The sequence below is a fragment of the Empedobacter brevis NBRC 14943 = ATCC 43319 genome (assembly GCF_000382425.1).
In the GTDB taxonomy this organism is placed as follows: Bacteria; Bacteroidota; Bacteroidia; order Flavobacteriales; family Weeksellaceae; genus Empedobacter; species Empedobacter brevis.
Genome location: NZ_KB908292.1, coordinates 368,693 through 385,093, shown reverse-complemented (window position 1 = coordinate 385,093; position 16,401 = coordinate 368,693). Strand labels below are relative to the sequence as shown.

General features: G+C 31.7%; 15 protein-coding genes. 4 read left to right on the top strand and 11 right to left on the bottom strand.

The window, feature by feature from the left end:
- Positions 1-2: 2 nt before the first annotated feature.
- From H277_RS0105060 to H277_RS0105050, 3 genes are all read right to left on the bottom strand, one after another.
- Positions 3-326, bottom strand: a complete 324-nt coding sequence (locus H277_RS0105060; protein WP_019974499.1) for a hypothetical protein — start codon at positions 324-326, stop codon at positions 3-5.
- Positions 316-660 (bottom strand): phage holin family protein, encoded by a 345-nt coding sequence (locus H277_RS0105055; protein WP_019974498.1) that lies wholly within the window; start codon positions 658-660, stop codon positions 316-318. Before H277_RS0105055 ends, H277_RS0105060 begins: the two co-directional genes overlap by 11 nt.
- 64 nt (positions 661-724) lie before the next feature.
- Positions 725-1,084: a YtxH domain-containing protein gene (locus H277_RS0105050; RefSeq protein WP_019974497.1), complete on the bottom strand. Its 360-nt coding sequence runs from the start codon at positions 1,082-1,084 to the stop codon at positions 725-727.
- 100 nt (positions 1,085-1,184) lie between these two features.
- On the opposite strand from H277_RS0105050, the gene H277_RS0105045 reads away from it, so the two are divergent.
- From H277_RS0105045 to H277_RS0105035, 3 genes are all read left to right on the top strand, one after another.
- Entirely contained in the window at positions 1,185-2,387 is a 1,203-nt protein-coding gene (locus tag H277_RS0105045; RefSeq protein WP_019974496.1) for a pyridoxal phosphate-dependent aminotransferase, read from the top strand.
- Positions 2,388-2,399: 12 nt separating this feature from the next.
- Positions 2,400-3,419 carry a UDP-N-acetylmuramate dehydrogenase gene (murB, locus tag H277_RS0105040; RefSeq protein WP_019974495.1) on the top strand — a complete coding sequence of 340 codons (1,020 nt, stop codon included), beginning with the start codon at positions 2,400-2,402 and terminating at the stop codon, positions 3,417-3,419.
- Between the two features lie 125 nt (positions 3,420-3,544).
- Positions 3,545-4,261 (top strand): hypothetical protein, encoded by a 717-nt coding sequence (locus H277_RS0105035; protein WP_019974494.1) that lies wholly within the window; start codon positions 3,545-3,547, stop codon positions 4,259-4,261.
- A gap of 24 nt (positions 4,262-4,285) precedes the next feature.
- Here H277_RS0105035 and H277_RS0105030 read toward each other — a convergent pair whose 3' ends face one another.
- The 8 genes from H277_RS0105030 to H277_RS0104990 form a co-directional block, all read right to left on the bottom strand.
- The gene (locus H277_RS0105030; RefSeq protein ID WP_026357417.1) at positions 4,286-5,050 is read right to left on the bottom strand and encodes a DUF2310 family Zn-ribbon-containing protein; all 765 of its coding nucleotides are present in this window, start codon (positions 5,048-5,050) and stop codon (positions 4,286-4,288) included.
- 23 nt (positions 5,051-5,073) lie between these two features.
- The gene (locus H277_RS0105025) at positions 5,074-5,865 is read right to left on the bottom strand and encodes a cobalamin-binding protein (protein ID WP_019974492.1); all 792 of its coding nucleotides are present in this window, start codon (positions 5,863-5,865) and stop codon (positions 5,074-5,076) included.
- Between the two features lie 111 nt (positions 5,866-5,976).
- Complete coding sequence (locus tag H277_RS0105020) at positions 5,977-6,711, bottom strand: MBL fold metallo-hydrolase (RefSeq protein WP_019974491.1); 735 nt, start codon at positions 6,709-6,711, stop codon at positions 5,977-5,979.
- Between the two features lie 78 nt (positions 6,712-6,789).
- Positions 6,790-7,989: a T9SS type A sorting domain-containing protein gene (locus tag H277_RS0105015; RefSeq protein WP_019974490.1), complete on the bottom strand. Its 1,200-nt coding sequence runs from the start codon at positions 7,987-7,989 to the stop codon at positions 6,790-6,792.
- A 504-nt stretch (positions 7,990-8,493) separates the two neighbouring features.
- Positions 8,494-10,656, bottom strand: a complete 2,163-nt coding sequence (locus H277_RS0105010) for a S46 family peptidase (protein ID WP_019974489.1) — start codon at positions 10,654-10,656, stop codon at positions 8,494-8,496.
- A 244-nt stretch (positions 10,657-10,900) separates the two neighbouring features.
- Positions 10,901-12,391 (bottom strand): aminoacyl-histidine dipeptidase, encoded by a 1,491-nt coding sequence (locus tag H277_RS0105000; protein ID WP_019974487.1) that lies wholly within the window; start codon positions 12,389-12,391, stop codon positions 10,901-10,903.
- Between the two features lie 91 nt (positions 12,392-12,482).
- Entirely contained in the window at positions 12,483-13,127 is a 645-nt protein-coding gene (locus H277_RS0104995) for a hypothetical protein (RefSeq protein ID WP_146810455.1), read from the bottom strand.
- Positions 13,128-13,273: 146 nt separating this feature from the next.
- Positions 13,274-14,299 carry a M28 family peptidase gene (locus tag H277_RS0104990; protein ID WP_019974485.1) on the bottom strand — a complete coding sequence of 342 codons (1,026 nt, stop codon included), beginning with the start codon at positions 14,297-14,299 and terminating at the stop codon, positions 13,274-13,276.
- 140 nt (positions 14,300-14,439) lie between these two features.
- Here H277_RS0104990 and H277_RS0104985 point away from each other — a divergent pair, with 140 nt between their 5' ends.
- The gene (locus H277_RS0104985; RefSeq protein ID WP_019974484.1) at positions 14,440-16,347 is read left to right on the top strand and encodes an amino acid permease; all 1,908 of its coding nucleotides are present in this window, start codon (positions 14,440-14,442) and stop codon (positions 16,345-16,347) included.
- Positions 16,348-16,401: the final 54 nt, after the last annotated feature.

The following is a 16,401-nucleotide window of genomic DNA, read 5'->3' as shown; positions in this document are numbered from 1 at the left end:
TTTTAAAGTTTTTCTTCAATATATTCCTGAATTTTACTTGTAATAATAGGAACGGCTATCATGATTAATCCGGAAATTACAATTTTGGTAATTCCTTTCATCGGATATTTTTTTGAAGCTTTATCTCCGGCCCAATGCAAAGCATTTTCAACTTTTGATGAAGTAAAGCTACTGTCCGTCTTTAAATTTGTAATAAGACCAACTGCTTTATTGACTAAAGAATTGTCGTGTTTTTGCTCAGAAGCTTTCATTTCAATGCGAAGCATTTTTTTCGCAAGACGTAAATCTTCTAAATTTTTAATCACCGGTTTTTCTTTATTCTTCATCTTCGTCATCATCTTGGTTAGACATTGCTTCCATCGCATTTTCTATGGCAATATTTGTTAAGAATAATTTTAATTTTTTTCTGAACAAAAGGCACATTATCATTACGATAAAATAAATTCCAGTAACAGTTAAAAACCCTAATCCTGTATCATTAAAATAACTGCCTAAAATAAATCCTAATGCTAAACTACCTAACAATAATAAAAATAATGCAAACACTGCAAGAATGAGAATATAAATTCCACTTGCTAACATATTGCTTACGGAATCTATTAAATCATATTTGGTTAATGTGATTCTATTATTGATGTAGGTTTTCAGTTCGTTGAACATAAGATTTAGATTGTTTTAAACAAATTTAACGATAATTTTTTAAAGGATTATTGTTAAAGCTGAATTAAACTCCTACGTTTTCTTGAAATTCGTCTTTTAAATCTTCTTTTGTTTGGTTTGCTTTAGATTTCAAATCTTTTCCAGCTTCTTTTGCTTTCGCAACAAATTCATCTTTTTGCTCAGCTAATTTAGCTTTTACTTCTTCTAATTTAGCTTCTAATTCTTTTTTCGTTTTTTTCGCTTTATCAGAAAAATCATTTGCGTACTTATCTAACTCTTTTTTGTATTTGTCAGCTTCCTTTTTTAATTTTTTACGCGTATCTTTTCCTGACTCCGGTGCATATAATAAACCTACTACTGCTCCGATTGCTGTTCCGATTGCTAAACCTGCCAATAATTTAGTTGCATTATTTAATTTACTCATAATAAAGTTTTTTTTGAGATTAAACGTTTTTTATATTTACACCTTAAAAATACAAAAACAATACCAAAGAATTGAAATCAATTTTAAAAAATTACAATAAATGTTAATATTATCTCAAAAATCACAAGATATGCCGGCTTCTCCAATCAGAAAGCTGGTGCCATACGCAGATGCAGCTAAAAAAAGAGGAACTAAAGTTTACCATTTAAATATTGGTCAGCCGGATATCGAATCGCCGGAAGCTGTTTTAGAAGGGTTGAAAAATTTTCCTTCAAATATTATTTCTTATACACATTCTGAAGGTACTTTAGAATATCGCCAGGCACTGGCAGATTATTTTACAAATCGTGGAATTGAATTAACTGCGGAGAACTTTATCGCAACTTTAGGTGGGTCTGAAGCATTGTTGTTTATTTTTGGAATTATAGCAAATCCAGGGGATGAAGTTATTATTCCAGAACCTTTTTATGCAAACTATAACGGATTTACATGCGAAAATGATGTCAACATCGTTCCGGTACCTTCTACAATTGAAAATAATTTTGCTTTGCCATCTGTGGAAGAGTTTGCAAAAAGAATTACAGACAAAACACGTGCAATTTTAATTTGTAATCCTGGAAACCCAACAGGTTATGTGTATTCAAAAGAAGAATTAAACCAATTAAAAGAGTTAGTTCTGGAGCATGATATTTATTTAATTTCGGATGAAGTTTATGCAGAGTATTTGTATACAGAAGAAGAATTTACATCTGTATTAAGTTTCCCGGAATTAAAAGAGAATGCAATTGTAATTGATTCGGAATCGAAACGTTTTTCTTTATGTGGAGCACGTTCTGGAGCTTTAATTACACGCAATGAAAAGTTCTTAAAAGCTGCTATGCTATATGCGCAAGCACGTTTGAGTCCAGTTGAAATTTCTCAATACATTGCAACATTGGCACACAGGAATGTAGGAACTTACTTTGAAGATTGCCGTACAGAATACTTAAAACGCCGTGATACATTAGTAGAAGGTTTACAGCAAATTCCTGGAGTAGTATGTCCTAATCCAAAAGGAGCTTTTTATTGTATGATCCAGTTGCCTGTAGACAATGCAGAAAAGTTTGCAATTTGGTTGTTAGAATCTTTCTCTTCAAATGGAGAGACTGTTATGTTAGCACCGGGAGCAGGATTTTATTCAACTCCAAACTCAGGAACACAAGAAGTACGTTTGGCATATGTTCTGAAAGAAGAAGATTTAGTTCGTTCTGTCGAATTATTAAAAGAAGCTTTAGAACAATATCCTGGAACAATTAGATCATAAGAAAATACGAAGATGGAAATCATCGAGAATTATTCATTAAAATTATACAACACTTTCGGAATAGAAGCGAAAGCAAAATATTTTGCAGATGTTGCAACTATTCAAGATTTACGAAAAGTTTTGGTTTTTCGTCGTCAAAAAAATCTACCAATTTTATTCATAGGTGGAGGAAGCAATATGCTTTTTGTAGACGATTTTCCGGGAATTGTGTTAAAATTAAATTTGAAAGGAATCGAAATTATCAACGAAGATGAAGATTTTGTGTACGTAAAAACGCAAGGGAGCGAAAATTGGCACAATTTCGTTGAATGGACGTTGCAAAATGATTTTGGAGGATTAGAAAATCTTTCGTTGATTCCTGGAAATGTAGGAACCGCGCCGATGCAAAATATCGGAGCGTATGGCGTTGAAGTAAAAGATTATATTGAAGAAGTTCAAACATTAGAATTAGAAACGGGGGACGAGCGTACGTTTACAAATGAAGAATGTCAGTTTGGTTACCGCGAATCTGTTTTCAAAAATGAATTGAGAGGTCAATTTGTCTTGGTGGCAGTTACGTTTAAGTTGACAAAGAAAAATCATCAGCTTCATGTGGATTATGGTGCAATAAAAGCTGAATTGGAAAAAGAACAAATTTTTGAGCCTTCGATTCAAGAAATTAGTGCAGCTGTCATCAAAATACGTCAAAGTAAATTACCGGATCCTTCGCAAATCGGGAATTCGGGAAGTTTCTTTAAAAATCCTGTGATTTCGAACGAAGAGTTTGCTGAGATTGAAAAGCTTCATCCGGAAATTTCTCATTTTAAAACTGATTCAGGTGTAAAATTAGCCGCTGGTTGGTTAATAGAACATGCTGGTTGGAAAGGAAAACGTTTTGGAGATGCCGGTGTTCACGATAAACAAGCATTGGTTTTGGTGAATTATGGAAACGCAACAGGACGTGAAATTTATGAGTTGTCTGAACGAATTATAGAAGATGTGAAAACCAAATATGATGTAACATTGGTCAGAGAAGTCAATATTATTCAATAATTTAAATCCCGCTGAAAGCGGGATTTTTTTGTTTATATTTGATAAAAAAAATGATGAGGTATATATTTTATTGTGTATTATTTTTATTGTTTTCTAGTTGTGGCTCATCTATTAGTACAAAATTAGTGAACCAAAATATAAATGAATTAGAAAATAAAGAGGTCTTGGTGATTTATAATAAAGAAGATTTACCTTCAAAATCAGTTTTATTAGGACGTATTAAAATAGGAGACACAGGTTTTTCTACTGAATGTTCAAAAGGAGAAGTTATGAATAATGCTATTCAACAAGTAAAAAAAAATAATGGAAACATACTTCTAATAGATGAAATAAAAGAACCGAGTTATTCAAGTTCTTGTTATAGACTTAAGGCAAATATCTATTACAATACAACTTCAAAAATGAAAAAATTTCATCAAGAATCTGAAAACACATTTGATGAAACAGCTGATTATGCACTTGTTCATATTCTTTGTACATTTATAGAAGGAAAGGCGGTAACATTCGATGGGGAAAATAGACTTTCTTCAGAACATAAGATTATTTTGGGAGATAAAACCATTCGTATAAAAGAAAATCAGATGATTAGTATTCCTATTAAAAAAAATGGAAAATTAATTTTTTCAAGTGATGAATTATCAAAAAAAAGATATTTAGAGCTAGATATTGAAAAAGGGAAGGAATATTTTATTAATGCATCTACTTATCGTCATAATCAAGGGGCTGTACTTTTTAATGGACAACGATTTGTTTTAAATAAATTAAATTCTACTGAAGGGAAAAATTTATACAATAATTTAAAATCTATTATTGATGAAAGGAAACGTTTAGAAAATGAATAACAAAAAAACGTTTAGCGGGATTTTTTATGAATTTAAAGTTTTAATTGAGATAATCTTACAATGATCACATTTGTAATCATAAAAATTCAATAATTGATTTTTTAATTTCCATTTCTTGTTACAAGTTGGACACTTCTCTGTAAAATCATTTTTATTTTTCCTATAATTGTAGATAAAATAATAGATTGGCGTATTAGTCAAAGTTTCTATTTCTCTGCAAATTTTAAATCCTTGTTTAGATAATTGCGAGTTTATATTCTGCATTTGATTGGTTGCCCAACGTTCTCCAACTTCACAATTCATCTGCAAATTATCACAAGATTGGTAATTCGTTTCCCAACTTAGAATTGGTAAATATCCATAGTCGTAATAAGCAGGAAGTTTGTATAACGGAACAGATTTATTACAGCTTCCACAAGTTATCGGAGATTGAATAGTTGAATAATTTGTAATTAAAATATAAAATTCTGATTGTTTACATTGGCAACCTCCGTTATAACCTTCATAAGATTTTCCTACTGTTTTAAAATTAATTTTAGAATTACAAAGTTCTTCAATTTTTTGAATTTGACGATTGACGTAATAATTATTATAATATGAATGAAGACTGTCTTTTTCTAATGTAAAAGGGAAACAAATGATTTTATTTCCGTCAAGATAGTGTGATTCCCTATATCCTTGAGTTTGTCCACTTCCACGATAGAAAGACATAAGCAATCCAAATTTATCAATAAGATTATTCTTATCAATAGTCGTGTTTATATCAAGTGAAATTTGTTGAATGTACATTTTGATTTTTCCAAGTTTGTAGTTTATTCATAGCGTTCAATAATCTCCACAATTTTATCTAATCCATCGGTTAGCGCTGCCGGACCGGGTTGCAAAATCAATTCAGATTTTATTTCGTATAAATGGTTGTTTTGTACAGCTTTTACATTTTCGAAACCAACGCGTTGTTTTACTTTTTCAGGTTTGAACATTTTACCACACCACGAACCAATGATAATTTCGGGATTTCGTTGAATAACTTGTTCATTCAATAAAATTCTATCTTTTGCTAAAGTTTTATTTTTTAATTCAGGAAAGGCCAATTTTCCTCCTGCAATTTCAATCAAATCATTTACCCAAGCACTTCCAGAAATAATGGGTTCGTCCCATTCTTCGAAGAAAACAGTAGGCTGATGGGGTAGAAGTGAGGCTTGTTGCTTTATTGTTTCAATCCTTTTTTCATACGATTCGACTAATTTTAACCCTTTACCTTGACAGCCAATTAAAGAAGTAAATTGAAGAACCATGTTTAAAATTTCTTCTACTGTATGATGATTGAAAATAAAAACATTGATTCCTCTTTTGATTAATTCAGCAGCAATATCTGCCTGTAAATCTGAATAGCCAACAACTAAATCGGGTTTCAACTCGATAATTTCTTCAAACTTCGCATCTAAAAAAGTAGAAACTTTAGGTTTTTCTTTTCGTGCTTGTGGAGGACGATAAGTAAAACCGCTGATTCCAACCAAGCGATGTTGCTCGTTGATTTTATATAAAATTTCTGTTCCTTCTTCTGTTAAGCAAATAATGCGTTGAGGATATCGTGTTGATGACATTATTTTTTTTATAAATATAAGTGTACAAATTCAATTACTTTATATGATTTAGAATTAATCAATTGAAATCGGCATTTATCTTCTTTATTAAAAAATGATCACATATTTTTTTTAGAATACTTTTGTGGCAGTTCTTTTTCCATGATAGAAAAGTATTTCCCAATGTTCAGCTTTTGCTTGTTTTTCCCATTGTAAACGATCTTCCATGGCTTTTACACCATCAATATCATTTTTGAAAGCTGCATGATACTTGAGATAATTAAGCTGAGGTAAATTATCAGCCCCATAAAAAATGATTTCCTTATTTTCTTTTAGCCAAAAGACTTGTTGAAACGGAACGTGACCTCCTGTAACATCAAATTGAATATGTTCAGAAATAGCTCCTGAATTTTTATTATCCATCCAAATAATATTATTGAATGATTTTAATTTTTCTAAACGTTCATAATTGTAAGAATTATTTGTTTGCGCAATGGCATAATCATATTCACGCTGCTGAATGTAAATTTGAGCCTCAGGAAAATTACAAACAAACTGTTCGCCAACCCAATTCCCTATTCCGTTGATGTGATCTTTGTGTAAATGAGAAATCAATACTTTTGTAATTTGATTAGGCGCAATACCATGTCTTCTTAATTCTCTCAAAATAATTGGCTCACAATCTATTTCTCCTCCATAACCTGTATCGATTAGAATATTTTCCTCTCCAACTTGAATCAAAAATGGACGAACGATGAGATAATAACCGGTATCAGGTTTTCCATCTAGTAGCTCTTGGCTTTTGAAATGAAAATCCTTTTTTTCATCCACATGGTAAACACCCTCTAACAACGGAATAATTTTCATTATTAAAATTTTTTATCAAAGATAATTTGTTTCCACAAAAAAAGGCTTCCAATTGTGGAAACCTTCAAAATGTTATTGTTATTCAATTAAAAGTTTAGCTGATTTTGTAGAATCAAAACCATGTATGATCAAGATATAAGAACCTTTTGGTAAATCTTCTGTACTATAATTGGATTGTGGATTCCACGTTTTTATTATTTGCCCCGCATAATTGATTAATTCGAGATATTTTACATCAATTCCTTTTACTGTAAACGATGTTTTTACGGGATTAGGAGAAATTTGAAGTTTTTTTATTGAATGAATTTGAGCTATAGATAAATTTTCCTCACAACTTTTTCCTACTAAATAAGTTAAATTTTTCCATGAATTTTTTGGTTCCAGTGCTTTTATGAATGAATCTTTTTCAACTTCATCATCCACACACACTTTTTTTAATTGAGGCAAAGCATCTAAATAGATATACTCAAAATGAGTACTGTGATTGTCTTTTAAATCAATTTGTTCTACCGTTGCTATATTTCTTAACCCAAAACTATTTAAATACTTGAAATCTAATAATGTGAATGTTCTTAAATCAATTGTCAAATCATCTAAATAAAGAGAATTTAATTTTTTTAAATCCTTAAAATCTAAGGATTTAAGGGTTTTCGAACCTAAAGAAAGATTTTTTAATTCAGGATAAATTTTAATATCCAATTCTTTCAAGGCGTCCATAAAAATTAAATGTAAAGATGAAAGATTTTTCAGTGTAGGATAATTAAAATTTTCCATTACATCAGAGGTTAAAGTGACACTTCTAATGATGTTGTTCGGGTTAAATAGGATATGCTCTAATTTTGAATTGTTAATATCCAAACTTCTTAATTTTAAATTATTTCTTAAATCAAGGTGGGTAAATTTACCTCCTAAATATAAAAGTGTTAATGCTTCGTTTTGAGATAAATCAATATCTTCCAGTTGAAGACAATTTGGAATTTCTATATGACTCAGGTTTTTAAAATATTCTATTCCTCTAAATGATTTTATAGCACTTAAGGTAGTTGTAGAACCTAATGCTGTCAGCTTTTTTAGTAAAAGAGCTTCACTTTCTTGAATTTCTCCGTCCTGATTTCTATCCAAATTTCTAACATAATCTCCATCTTCATATTTATAATTTAATAAAAAAGTTTTGAAAGCTGCATCCGGAATATGTACAAGGTCATTAGGTATGGAAGCTTTTAATTCTTCGCTTAATAAACTACTGATGGCAATTAAAATAGTAAAAAAGTATTTCATAAATGTAATTTTTTGCAAAAATAAAAATTCGATTTTTATTAGAAATATTTTTTAAAGAATATTTTGAGAGGTGATTACTACACAGATTGAAGGATATTTTTCTATTGGTTTTGTTTTTAAAAATTTGATTTTAACTATTTTATATAATTAAATCTAATTCCTTATCAGGAACCGGACGATTTGAAAAATAAAAACCGGTATGTTTTAATGTATGAAGAATTGTGGTTGTCGAAATAAGAAATTTTATCTCATTTTTTCTGATACGGGTTTAAAAGAATGAGTATTTATTTTCTGATAGAATACGTTTAATCCTCTAAAAAAATCTTGAAGTCTACGGCAGGCAAATTAAGTTTGGTGAATTGTAATTTAATTTTGAAGGTTTATTGAATTAAGAAAAGTTGTGGCAATATAAACTTTTACAAATATTTTGCAAAAAAAAGCCTTATATACACTGATAATTAAGTATATATAAGGCTTTATATGTTTTATTACAAATGCTTTATTTTAGCGAACAATCGTCATTTCATCAACGATATGTTTTGCACCGGCAAATTTATCAACTACCCATAGAACATAACGAATGTCAACAGATATCGTACGTTGCAATTTAGGATCGAAGATAACATCACCAGCCATAGCTTCAATATTTCCGTCAAATGCAATACCGATTAATTCTCCTTTACCATTCATAACCGGAGAACCTGAATTTCCTCCTGTAATATCATTATTAGATAAGAAATTCACGTGTAAATAACCATCTTTATCAGCATATTGCCCGTAATCTTTCGTTTTTGCTAAATCTAATAAACGTTGTGGATTCTCGAATTCTTCATCACCGGCAATGTGTTTTGCAACAGTTCCTTCTAACGTTGTAAAGTAATTAGAAGCAACATCCGGTTGACGTTTTGGATTTGTACTTTTTGGTAAATTCTGAACTGAACCGTAAGTTAAACGCAATGTAGAGTTTGCATCTGGATACAAAATATTTCCGATTTTAGATTCACGTAAACCTTTTACTAATAAACGGAAGTTTTTAGAGTACACGTCGCTTAATTTTGCTTGTTCATCTGTTTGCTTAGAAGCTCTTTCTACTAAAGCATTAGATAAAACATACAAGGGATCTTTTTTTAATACTTCTACATCCGGAGAAATTAAAAAATTCTCAACTTGTTTTTGGTCAGCAAAGAAACTTCTTTCAACTGCATCATTTACAAAAGATGTAAAGTTCTTGTTATTTTGTTTCGCTAAATCAGCAACATAAGGTGCTAAACCAGCCTCGTTAGCTTTAGAAGCGTAAAGATTCAATTGAGCCGCCAATAAGTCTTTTTCTAAAGGCAAATACATTTTTTCGTAATACGCATTGATGGCATTCTGAATTTTTGGACGCATTTCATTACGTTTCGCATCATTTGCCGCAGCATAATTTTCTAAAGCTTTACCAATAGAATAAGGCGCACTTGCTAAAGTTGAATAACGCAATAAGATATTGATGTAATTATTGTGACGGGCATCCAAATTTGTTTTTGCATAATAGTCATTCAAATTCTTTACAACATTCCCATATTCCGTTTTGTTTTTAGACTTTTGGGCCCATTTATTGAATTTTTCTTCTTCTTTTGTTTTTTTAGCAACCGTTCCGTGAAGTTTCAACGCTTCAATCATTCCATCACGATTTTTCCAATAGTTTGCAACTCCGGCATATTTAGAAGCATAATCAATGTTTACTTTTTGATTTTGTTCCATATATTTTTTCATTTGATCCATCGTTACTTTAGAAGCTTCTACCCATGCAGGATAAGCATATTCTACATTTTGAGCGACACCTTGTGCCGGCATCCAACGATTTGTACGTCCAGGATATCCTAAAATCATTGCAAAATCATCCATTTGGTAACCTTTCAATGAAACAGGCAAATGATGTTTTGGTTGTAATGGAACGTTGTTTGTAGAATAAGCCGCAGGATTTCCATCTTTGTCACCATATACACGGAACATAGAGAAATCTCCTGTATGACGAGGCCATTCCCAGTTATCTGTATCTCCACCGTATTTACCAATAGAGCTAGGAGGAGTTCCTACTAAGCGAACGTCTTCATAATCTTGGTAAACGAAGTAATAATACTCATTTCCTTGGAAGAAAGAGCGAACAGAAACAACATATTTTCCATTTTCGCTGTTTTCTTTTTCAATTTTAGCAATCTCTTGATTAATCGCTTTCTCACGATCTAACTCAGACATTTTATCATTTACAACACCTAAAATACGTTTTGAAACATCGTCCATACGAACGAAGAAACGTACTTTTAAGCTTTTTGGTTTTAATTCGGCTGCTTTATCTTTTGCCCAAAAACCATCTTTCAAGTAATCATGTTCTGGAGCAGATAATTCGGCAATTGCACCATAACCACAGTGGTGATTTGTCAAAACTAACCCTTGACCAGAAACCATTTCGGCAGTACATCCACCTCCAAATTGTACAATAGCATCTTTTAAAGAGTTATTGTTGATGCTATAAATTTCTTCTGAAGTTAATTGTAATCCCTGTTTTTGCATATCACGGTGATTCAGACGTTCAATGAACATCAAAAACCACATTCCTTCGTCAGCTTTCACTTTAAAAGGAAAAAGCATAACCACTAAAAGCGTGGATAATAAAATTCTTTTCATTATTTGTTTGTCTTCAATTTTACGAAACGCTAAAATAATTGATTCTTTGAAGTTCTCCTAATGTTTAGGGATTTAATGAATTTTTATTGTGTTTTTTTGAATAAATATGAATATAGATTGATGATTAAAGAAAAACGGTACTTAATTTTATCAAAAGATTTTAAGTGGAGAAACCCTGATGTGGTATTGAATAAATAAAAAGGACCACTTCCAGTGGTCCTTAGAAAATATTTCAAAAAAGAAATTAGATATTTTTAGAATTTGCACAGCTATAATCAACCGGTCCGTCATTTGGAATATCTTTTAAAATATCTAATAAATAATCCCAAAACTTTTGAACTGAAGCAATTTCAACTCTTTCGTCAGGAGAGTGAGCACCAGAAATATTAGGTCCAAAAGAAATCATATCCAAACCAGGATAATTTGTTCCGATGATTCCACACTCTAATCCGGCATGACAGGCTACAACTTTTGGTTCTTCTCCGAATTTTGAAACATAAATACCTTTCATCAATTCTAAAATTTCTGAATGTGTATTTGCTTTCCAACCAGGGTATGAACCAGAAAATTTAACCTCAAAACCACCTAACTCGAATCCAGATTTTAACGTCTGTGCTAATGCCTCTTTACCTGATTCTATAGAAGAACGTGTCAAACATAAAACACGAGCGTTGCCGTTGATAACTTCTACGCGCGCTACATTATTAGACGTTTCTACTAAACCTTCAACATCTGGACTCATTCTATAAACACCATTAAAAGCAGCCATTATAGTTTGAACAAAAACTTTAGAGTCTTGTGCTGATATTGCAGAAGTTGCTTCGGCAGCCTCTAAAGTAATCACCATTTTAGGTTCTTTCGTTTCGTATTCTTCAATAATTTCTGAACGTAAAGTTTCATAAGCCGCTTTGAAAGCATCTACTTTATCCGTAGGAATTATAATTTTAGCCCAAGATTCGCGAGGAATTGCATTACGCAAACTTCCACCTTCCATATGAGCGATTTTCAACCCAAATTCAGTTCCGGCGTTTAACAAACGAGCGATTAATTTATTCGAATTCCCTAAACCTTCATGAATTTGTACCCCAGAGTGACCTCCGTTTAGGCCTTTTAATGTTAATGTAAAAGCAGTTCCATTTGTAGCTTCTGCAGTATAAGCTTTTGTAGCTGTAACATCAACACCACCGGCACAACCAATGTCCAATTCATCATCTTCTTCTGTATCTAAATTCAAAAGAATTTTACCAGATAAGAAACCAGCTTTTAATCCCAAAGCACCTGTCATTCCAGTTTCTTCATCAATTGTAAAGAAAGCTTCAATAGCAGGATGAGGAATGTCTTTCGATTCTAAAATAGACATAATTGTTGCAACTCCGATTCCATTGTCAGCACCTAAGGTTGTTCCATTTGCAGTTACAAATTTATCATCTTCAATGTACATTTCAATTCCTTGAGTATCAAAATCGAATTCTACATCATTATTTTTTTGACAAACCATATCCAAATGCGATTGCATCACAACTTTTTTACGGTCTTCCATACCCGGAAATGCGGCTTTTTTAATTAATACATTTCCGACTTCATCAGTTTCGACAGGTAATCCTAAGTCTTCACCAAATTTGATGATAAACTGACGTACTTTTTCTTCTTTTTTCGAAGGCCTTGGAACTGAGTTCAATGCTGAAAAATTTTTCCAGATTGCTTTAGGCTCCAAGTTTAGAATATCATTATTCATTGTTTGTATTTTTTGTTCCTCAAAGTTACGGAATTGCCGGAATAGTTAAAAGAAAGGAGTTTTAATTTTTTTTGATTCTCAACCAACCTTTTTATTTTTTTACTTTTTTATTATTGTAATCAATATTTCTATTTGTATCATTAATAGCTGTGTCCCAATCAACATAAGGTTGAATTATTTTTATAGCATTTATATCTTTTTGAAAATTATTTCTATAGTTAACTGGAATAATATCTTTATTAGCATACTCATCAAATACAATATTTCCTACATAAGTAATTTCTCCTTTTTTAACATTGAATGGGATTGAAAAACCACCAACGTAATTAGTTCGTTGTAGTGATGGAACTCCACTATTTGTAAACAAACGTATACTTGGTATTTCATAATTTCCTTCTGGTCTTTCAATTGCGAATAAATAAGTTTTTTGATTGTCTAATTGGCCTGTGTGTTTCATTTTAAATATTTGATCAGGACTTATATGAATTTCAGTAGAATTTTTTTTAGCAACTTTTTCATCAGAATCTATTGAAGTTATTCTAATAAAGTATCCAGTATATCTCGCTTTTTCTGAGGGAAATGTTATTGAACCAACAATTAATCCATTTTGTGCAGTTTCTTTTTTGAAATGCATTAGTTCACTTGAAATTGCAGATAACGCACAACTTTGAATTAATATAGTTGTACAAATAAATAAAATAGATATAAGGGTGAATTTTAATATTTTAAATTTCATTTTTATGTTATGTATTATCATTGAATCGTTCCATAAGTTATAAATAAATTAAGGCTTTTTAATTCTTTAATGTAAAAAGTATTAATTATTTCTGTTTTTGGAACTTTAATAAAATCAGAAGGGATTTTTTATGTATATTCTCTCAACTATCTTGTCGAAGGCATCGGAGAATTTTTATCTACAACAGGTCTGCTTTCTGCATTTGCTAATAACCAAATTGTATTGAATGCCAACTTTGTTCTACGTGTTAACAAATCATATTCAATTTTATCTGGCGTATCTCCCGGTTGATGGTAATCATCGTGAACACCATTAAAAAAGAAAACAGAAGGAATATTATGTTTTGCAAAGTTATAATGATCAGAGCGGTAATAGAAACGATTTGGATCATCTGGTGTGTTATAACGCATGTCTAAATCAATTCCTAAACCTTCGTTGGCCGCTAATACAGCTTTATGTAAATCAGAAGATAACATTTCAGACCCAATTACATAAACAAAATCCCGTGTTTGTTCGTTATGTTCGTAATCAACACGTCCAATCATATCTATATTTACATTTGCAACAGTATTTACTAATGGAAAAATTGGGTGATCTGAATAATATTTAGAACCTAATAAACCTTTTTCCTCACCCGAAACATGTAATAATAAAACAGAGCGTTTTGGATGAATTCCTTTTTTTTCGGCTTCACGGAAAATACGGCCAATTTCCATCACAGCAACAGTCCCTGAACCATCATCATCAGCACCTGCATATAATTTTCCATTTTTAATGCCTTCGTGGTCATAATGAGCAGAAATGACAACTATTTCATCAGGTTTTTCAGAACCTTTGATAAATCCCATAACGTTGCGCATTTCCCCTTTTACACGATTGAATGTTTGAGCAGGAATAATTTGGAAATAATTATTGTTAGGACCATTTATCCCTAATTCTTTGTAATAATTGGCAATGTAATTACCAGCCTTTATTTCGCCTTCACTTCCGGCGTTTCTACCTTCCATTTCATTTCCAGCAATGATATATAGATTCTTTTTCAACTCAGCTTCAGAAATTTTGTCTGAGTATTTTACAAGACTTTTCTGGTACTTCTCCTGAGAGATTGATCTTGTGGAATCGCAACTTACCAACGTTGCCGCTATCACAATTGCAAATAAAAATTGTTTCATGTTAATTTTTTGATTTAAATTTAAAATTAATCTAACCCCGCAAAAGAAAAAAGAAAATTTGCATAAAAAACCAATATTTATGCGAAATCTATCCGATTTTGGAATTGACTTTTTTATATTTGCCCGTTTTTAAATAAATTATGTCACAATTATTCAGAAAAAAATCTGTCGAATCTATTTTAGCAGAATCAGCCAAAAATTCGGCTAAAATGGAAAGAACTCTAGGTGTTCGAGATTTAACAGGTTTTGGTATTGCCGCAATTGTTGGAGCAGGTATTTTTAGTACCATTGGCCGAGCGAGTTTTGAAGGTGGTCCAGCAGTTATCTTCTTATTTATATTTACCGCAATTGCATGTGGATTTACTGCTTTTGCTTATGCCGAATTTGCTTCATTAGTGCCGGTTTCCGGTAGTGCTTACACGTACAGCTATGTTGCTTTCGGCGAATTGTTTGCTTGGGTTATTGGTTGGGCATTGATTATGGAATATGCAATTGGAAATATAGTACTGGCTATTTCGTGGAGCGATTATTTCACGACACTGCTCTCCGGGCTTGGAATTCATCTTCCGGAATGGATGACCATGGATTATTTTACGGCAAAAGAAGGATTTGAATTTGTGTCGAATGAATTAGCAAAAGGTAAGACATTAGAAGGTATTGCAAATTCACCCTATGCACAAGAGATTCCAAAGTATTTGGCATTTAAAGATGCACCTTATGTGGGATTTAATTTGGTTGTGGATATCCCAGCTTTAATCATTACATTCTTGATTACAGCTTTGGTTTATCGTGGGATTAACGAATCGAGGAAGGCAAGTAATGCAATGGTTGTTTTGAAATTAGCGGTTGTATTTTTAGTGATAATTGTAGGAGCTTTTTATGTGAATCCTGATAACTGGGATCCTTTTGCTCCGAATGGAATAGGAGGGGTTTTGGCTGGTGTTTCTTCTGTATTTTATGCCTACATAGGGTTTGATGCGATTAGTACAACAGCAGAAGAATGTAAAGATCCAAAACGAGATTTGCCACGTGGTATTTTTGCATCAATCATTATTTGTACCATTTTGTATGTTTTAATTGCTTTGGTTATTACAGGAATGGTGCATTATTCTGAATTGAATGTGGGCGATCCTTTGGCTTATGTTTTTGATAAAATAAAAGATTTGAAATGGCTTGCCGGAATTATTGCTTTTTCAGCTGTAGTTGCCATGGCCAGTGTTTTTATTGTATTTCAGATTGGACAACCTCGTATTTGGATGACAATGTCGCGTGATGGTTTGCTGCCTAAGAAATTCTCAAAAATACATCCCAAATTTAAAACCCCATCTTTTGCGACAGTGTTTACCGGATTTGTAGTAGGTGTGCCAATTTTATTTACTGATTTGGAACTGGTTGTAGACGCTTGTTCTATCGGAACTTTGTTCGCCTTTGTATTGGTTTGTGCAGCTGTTCTTAAAATGGATGCTGACCCGAATGCCAAGCGAGGAAATTTTAAAACACCTTTTATTGATGCAAAATTTATCATGCCAATTGTGACGGCTGCAATTGTATTTTTATGCGCAACAACTTTCAAAGATGATTCGATTACTTTCTTTACAAATAAACCACAAGTAATGCCTGTGGAACAATTTGTTGGTTCGTTAACTCCAAAAGAGCTGAAAGATTCTTATGCAACGATCAATAATTTGACAGGAGATGAAGTAGAACATTTAGATGATTATTTGACTGGACTGACAGCAGAACAATATGAATCAACTCTAAGTAAATTACCTGTTTATGAAGATAAAAAAATGGAAAAAGGATGGGATGTTTTTAAACACAAAATTCCGATGATTATCTTTTTAATGATCTATGTTTTTATGGTCATTAGAACATTTTTTAAACGAACTTCTATTATTCCGTTAGCAGGTATGCTGTGCTGTTTTTATATGATGGCACAATTAGGACTTAAAAACTGGATGATTTTCTTGGTTTGGATTGCGATCGGTTTAACCATATATTTTACATATGGGTATAAACATAGTAAATTGAGAAATCAAAATTCATAATACTAAAAAAGCGATTCAAATTTGAATCGCTTTTTTGAGTAAAATTTATTTACT

Coding starts and splice junctions, on each gene's coding strand:
- H277_RS0105060 (WP_019974499.1), bottom strand. CDS start 326: ATGAAGAATAAAGAAAAACCGGTGATTAAAAATTTAGAAGATTTACGT.
- H277_RS0105055 (WP_019974498.1), bottom strand. CDS start 660: ATGTTCAACGAACTGAAAACCTACATCAATAATAGAATCACATTAACC.
- H277_RS0105050 (WP_019974497.1), bottom strand. CDS start 1,084: ATGAGTAAATTAAATAATGCAACTAAATTATTGGCAGGTTTAGCAATC.
- H277_RS0105045 (WP_019974496.1), top strand. CDS start 1,185: ATGTTAATATTATCTCAAAAATCACAAGATATGCCGGCTTCTCCAATC.
- murB (WP_019974495.1), top strand. CDS start 2,400: ATGGAAATCATCGAGAATTATTCATTAAAATTATACAACACTTTCGGA.
- H277_RS0105030 (WP_026357417.1), bottom strand. CDS start 5,050: ATGTACATTCAACAAATTTCACTTGATATAAACACGACTATTGATAAG.
- H277_RS0105025 (WP_019974492.1), bottom strand. CDS start 5,865: ATGTCATCAACACGATATCCTCAACGCATTATTTGCTTAACAGAAGAA.
- H277_RS0105020 (WP_019974491.1), bottom strand. CDS start 6,711: ATGAAAATTATTCCGTTGTTAGAGGGTGTTTACCATGTGGATGAAAAA.
- H277_RS0105015 (WP_019974490.1), bottom strand. CDS start 7,989: ATGAAATACTTTTTTACTATTTTAATTGCCATCAGTAGTTTATTAAGC.
- H277_RS0105010 (WP_019974489.1), bottom strand. CDS start 10,656: ATGAAAAGAATTTTATTATCCACGCTTTTAGTGGTTATGCTTTTTCCT.
- H277_RS0105000 (WP_019974487.1), bottom strand. CDS start 12,391: ATGAATAATGATATTCTAAACTTGGAGCCTAAAGCAATCTGGAAAAAT.
- H277_RS0104995 (WP_146810455.1), bottom strand. CDS start 13,127: ATGAAATTTAAAATATTAAAATTCACCCTTATATCTATTTTATTTATT.
- H277_RS0104990 (WP_019974485.1), bottom strand. CDS start 14,299: ATGAAACAATTTTTATTTGCAATTGTGATAGCGGCAACGTTGGTAAGT.
- H277_RS0104985 (WP_019974484.1), top strand. CDS start 14,440: ATGTCACAATTATTCAGAAAAAAATCTGTCGAATCTATTTTAGCAGAA.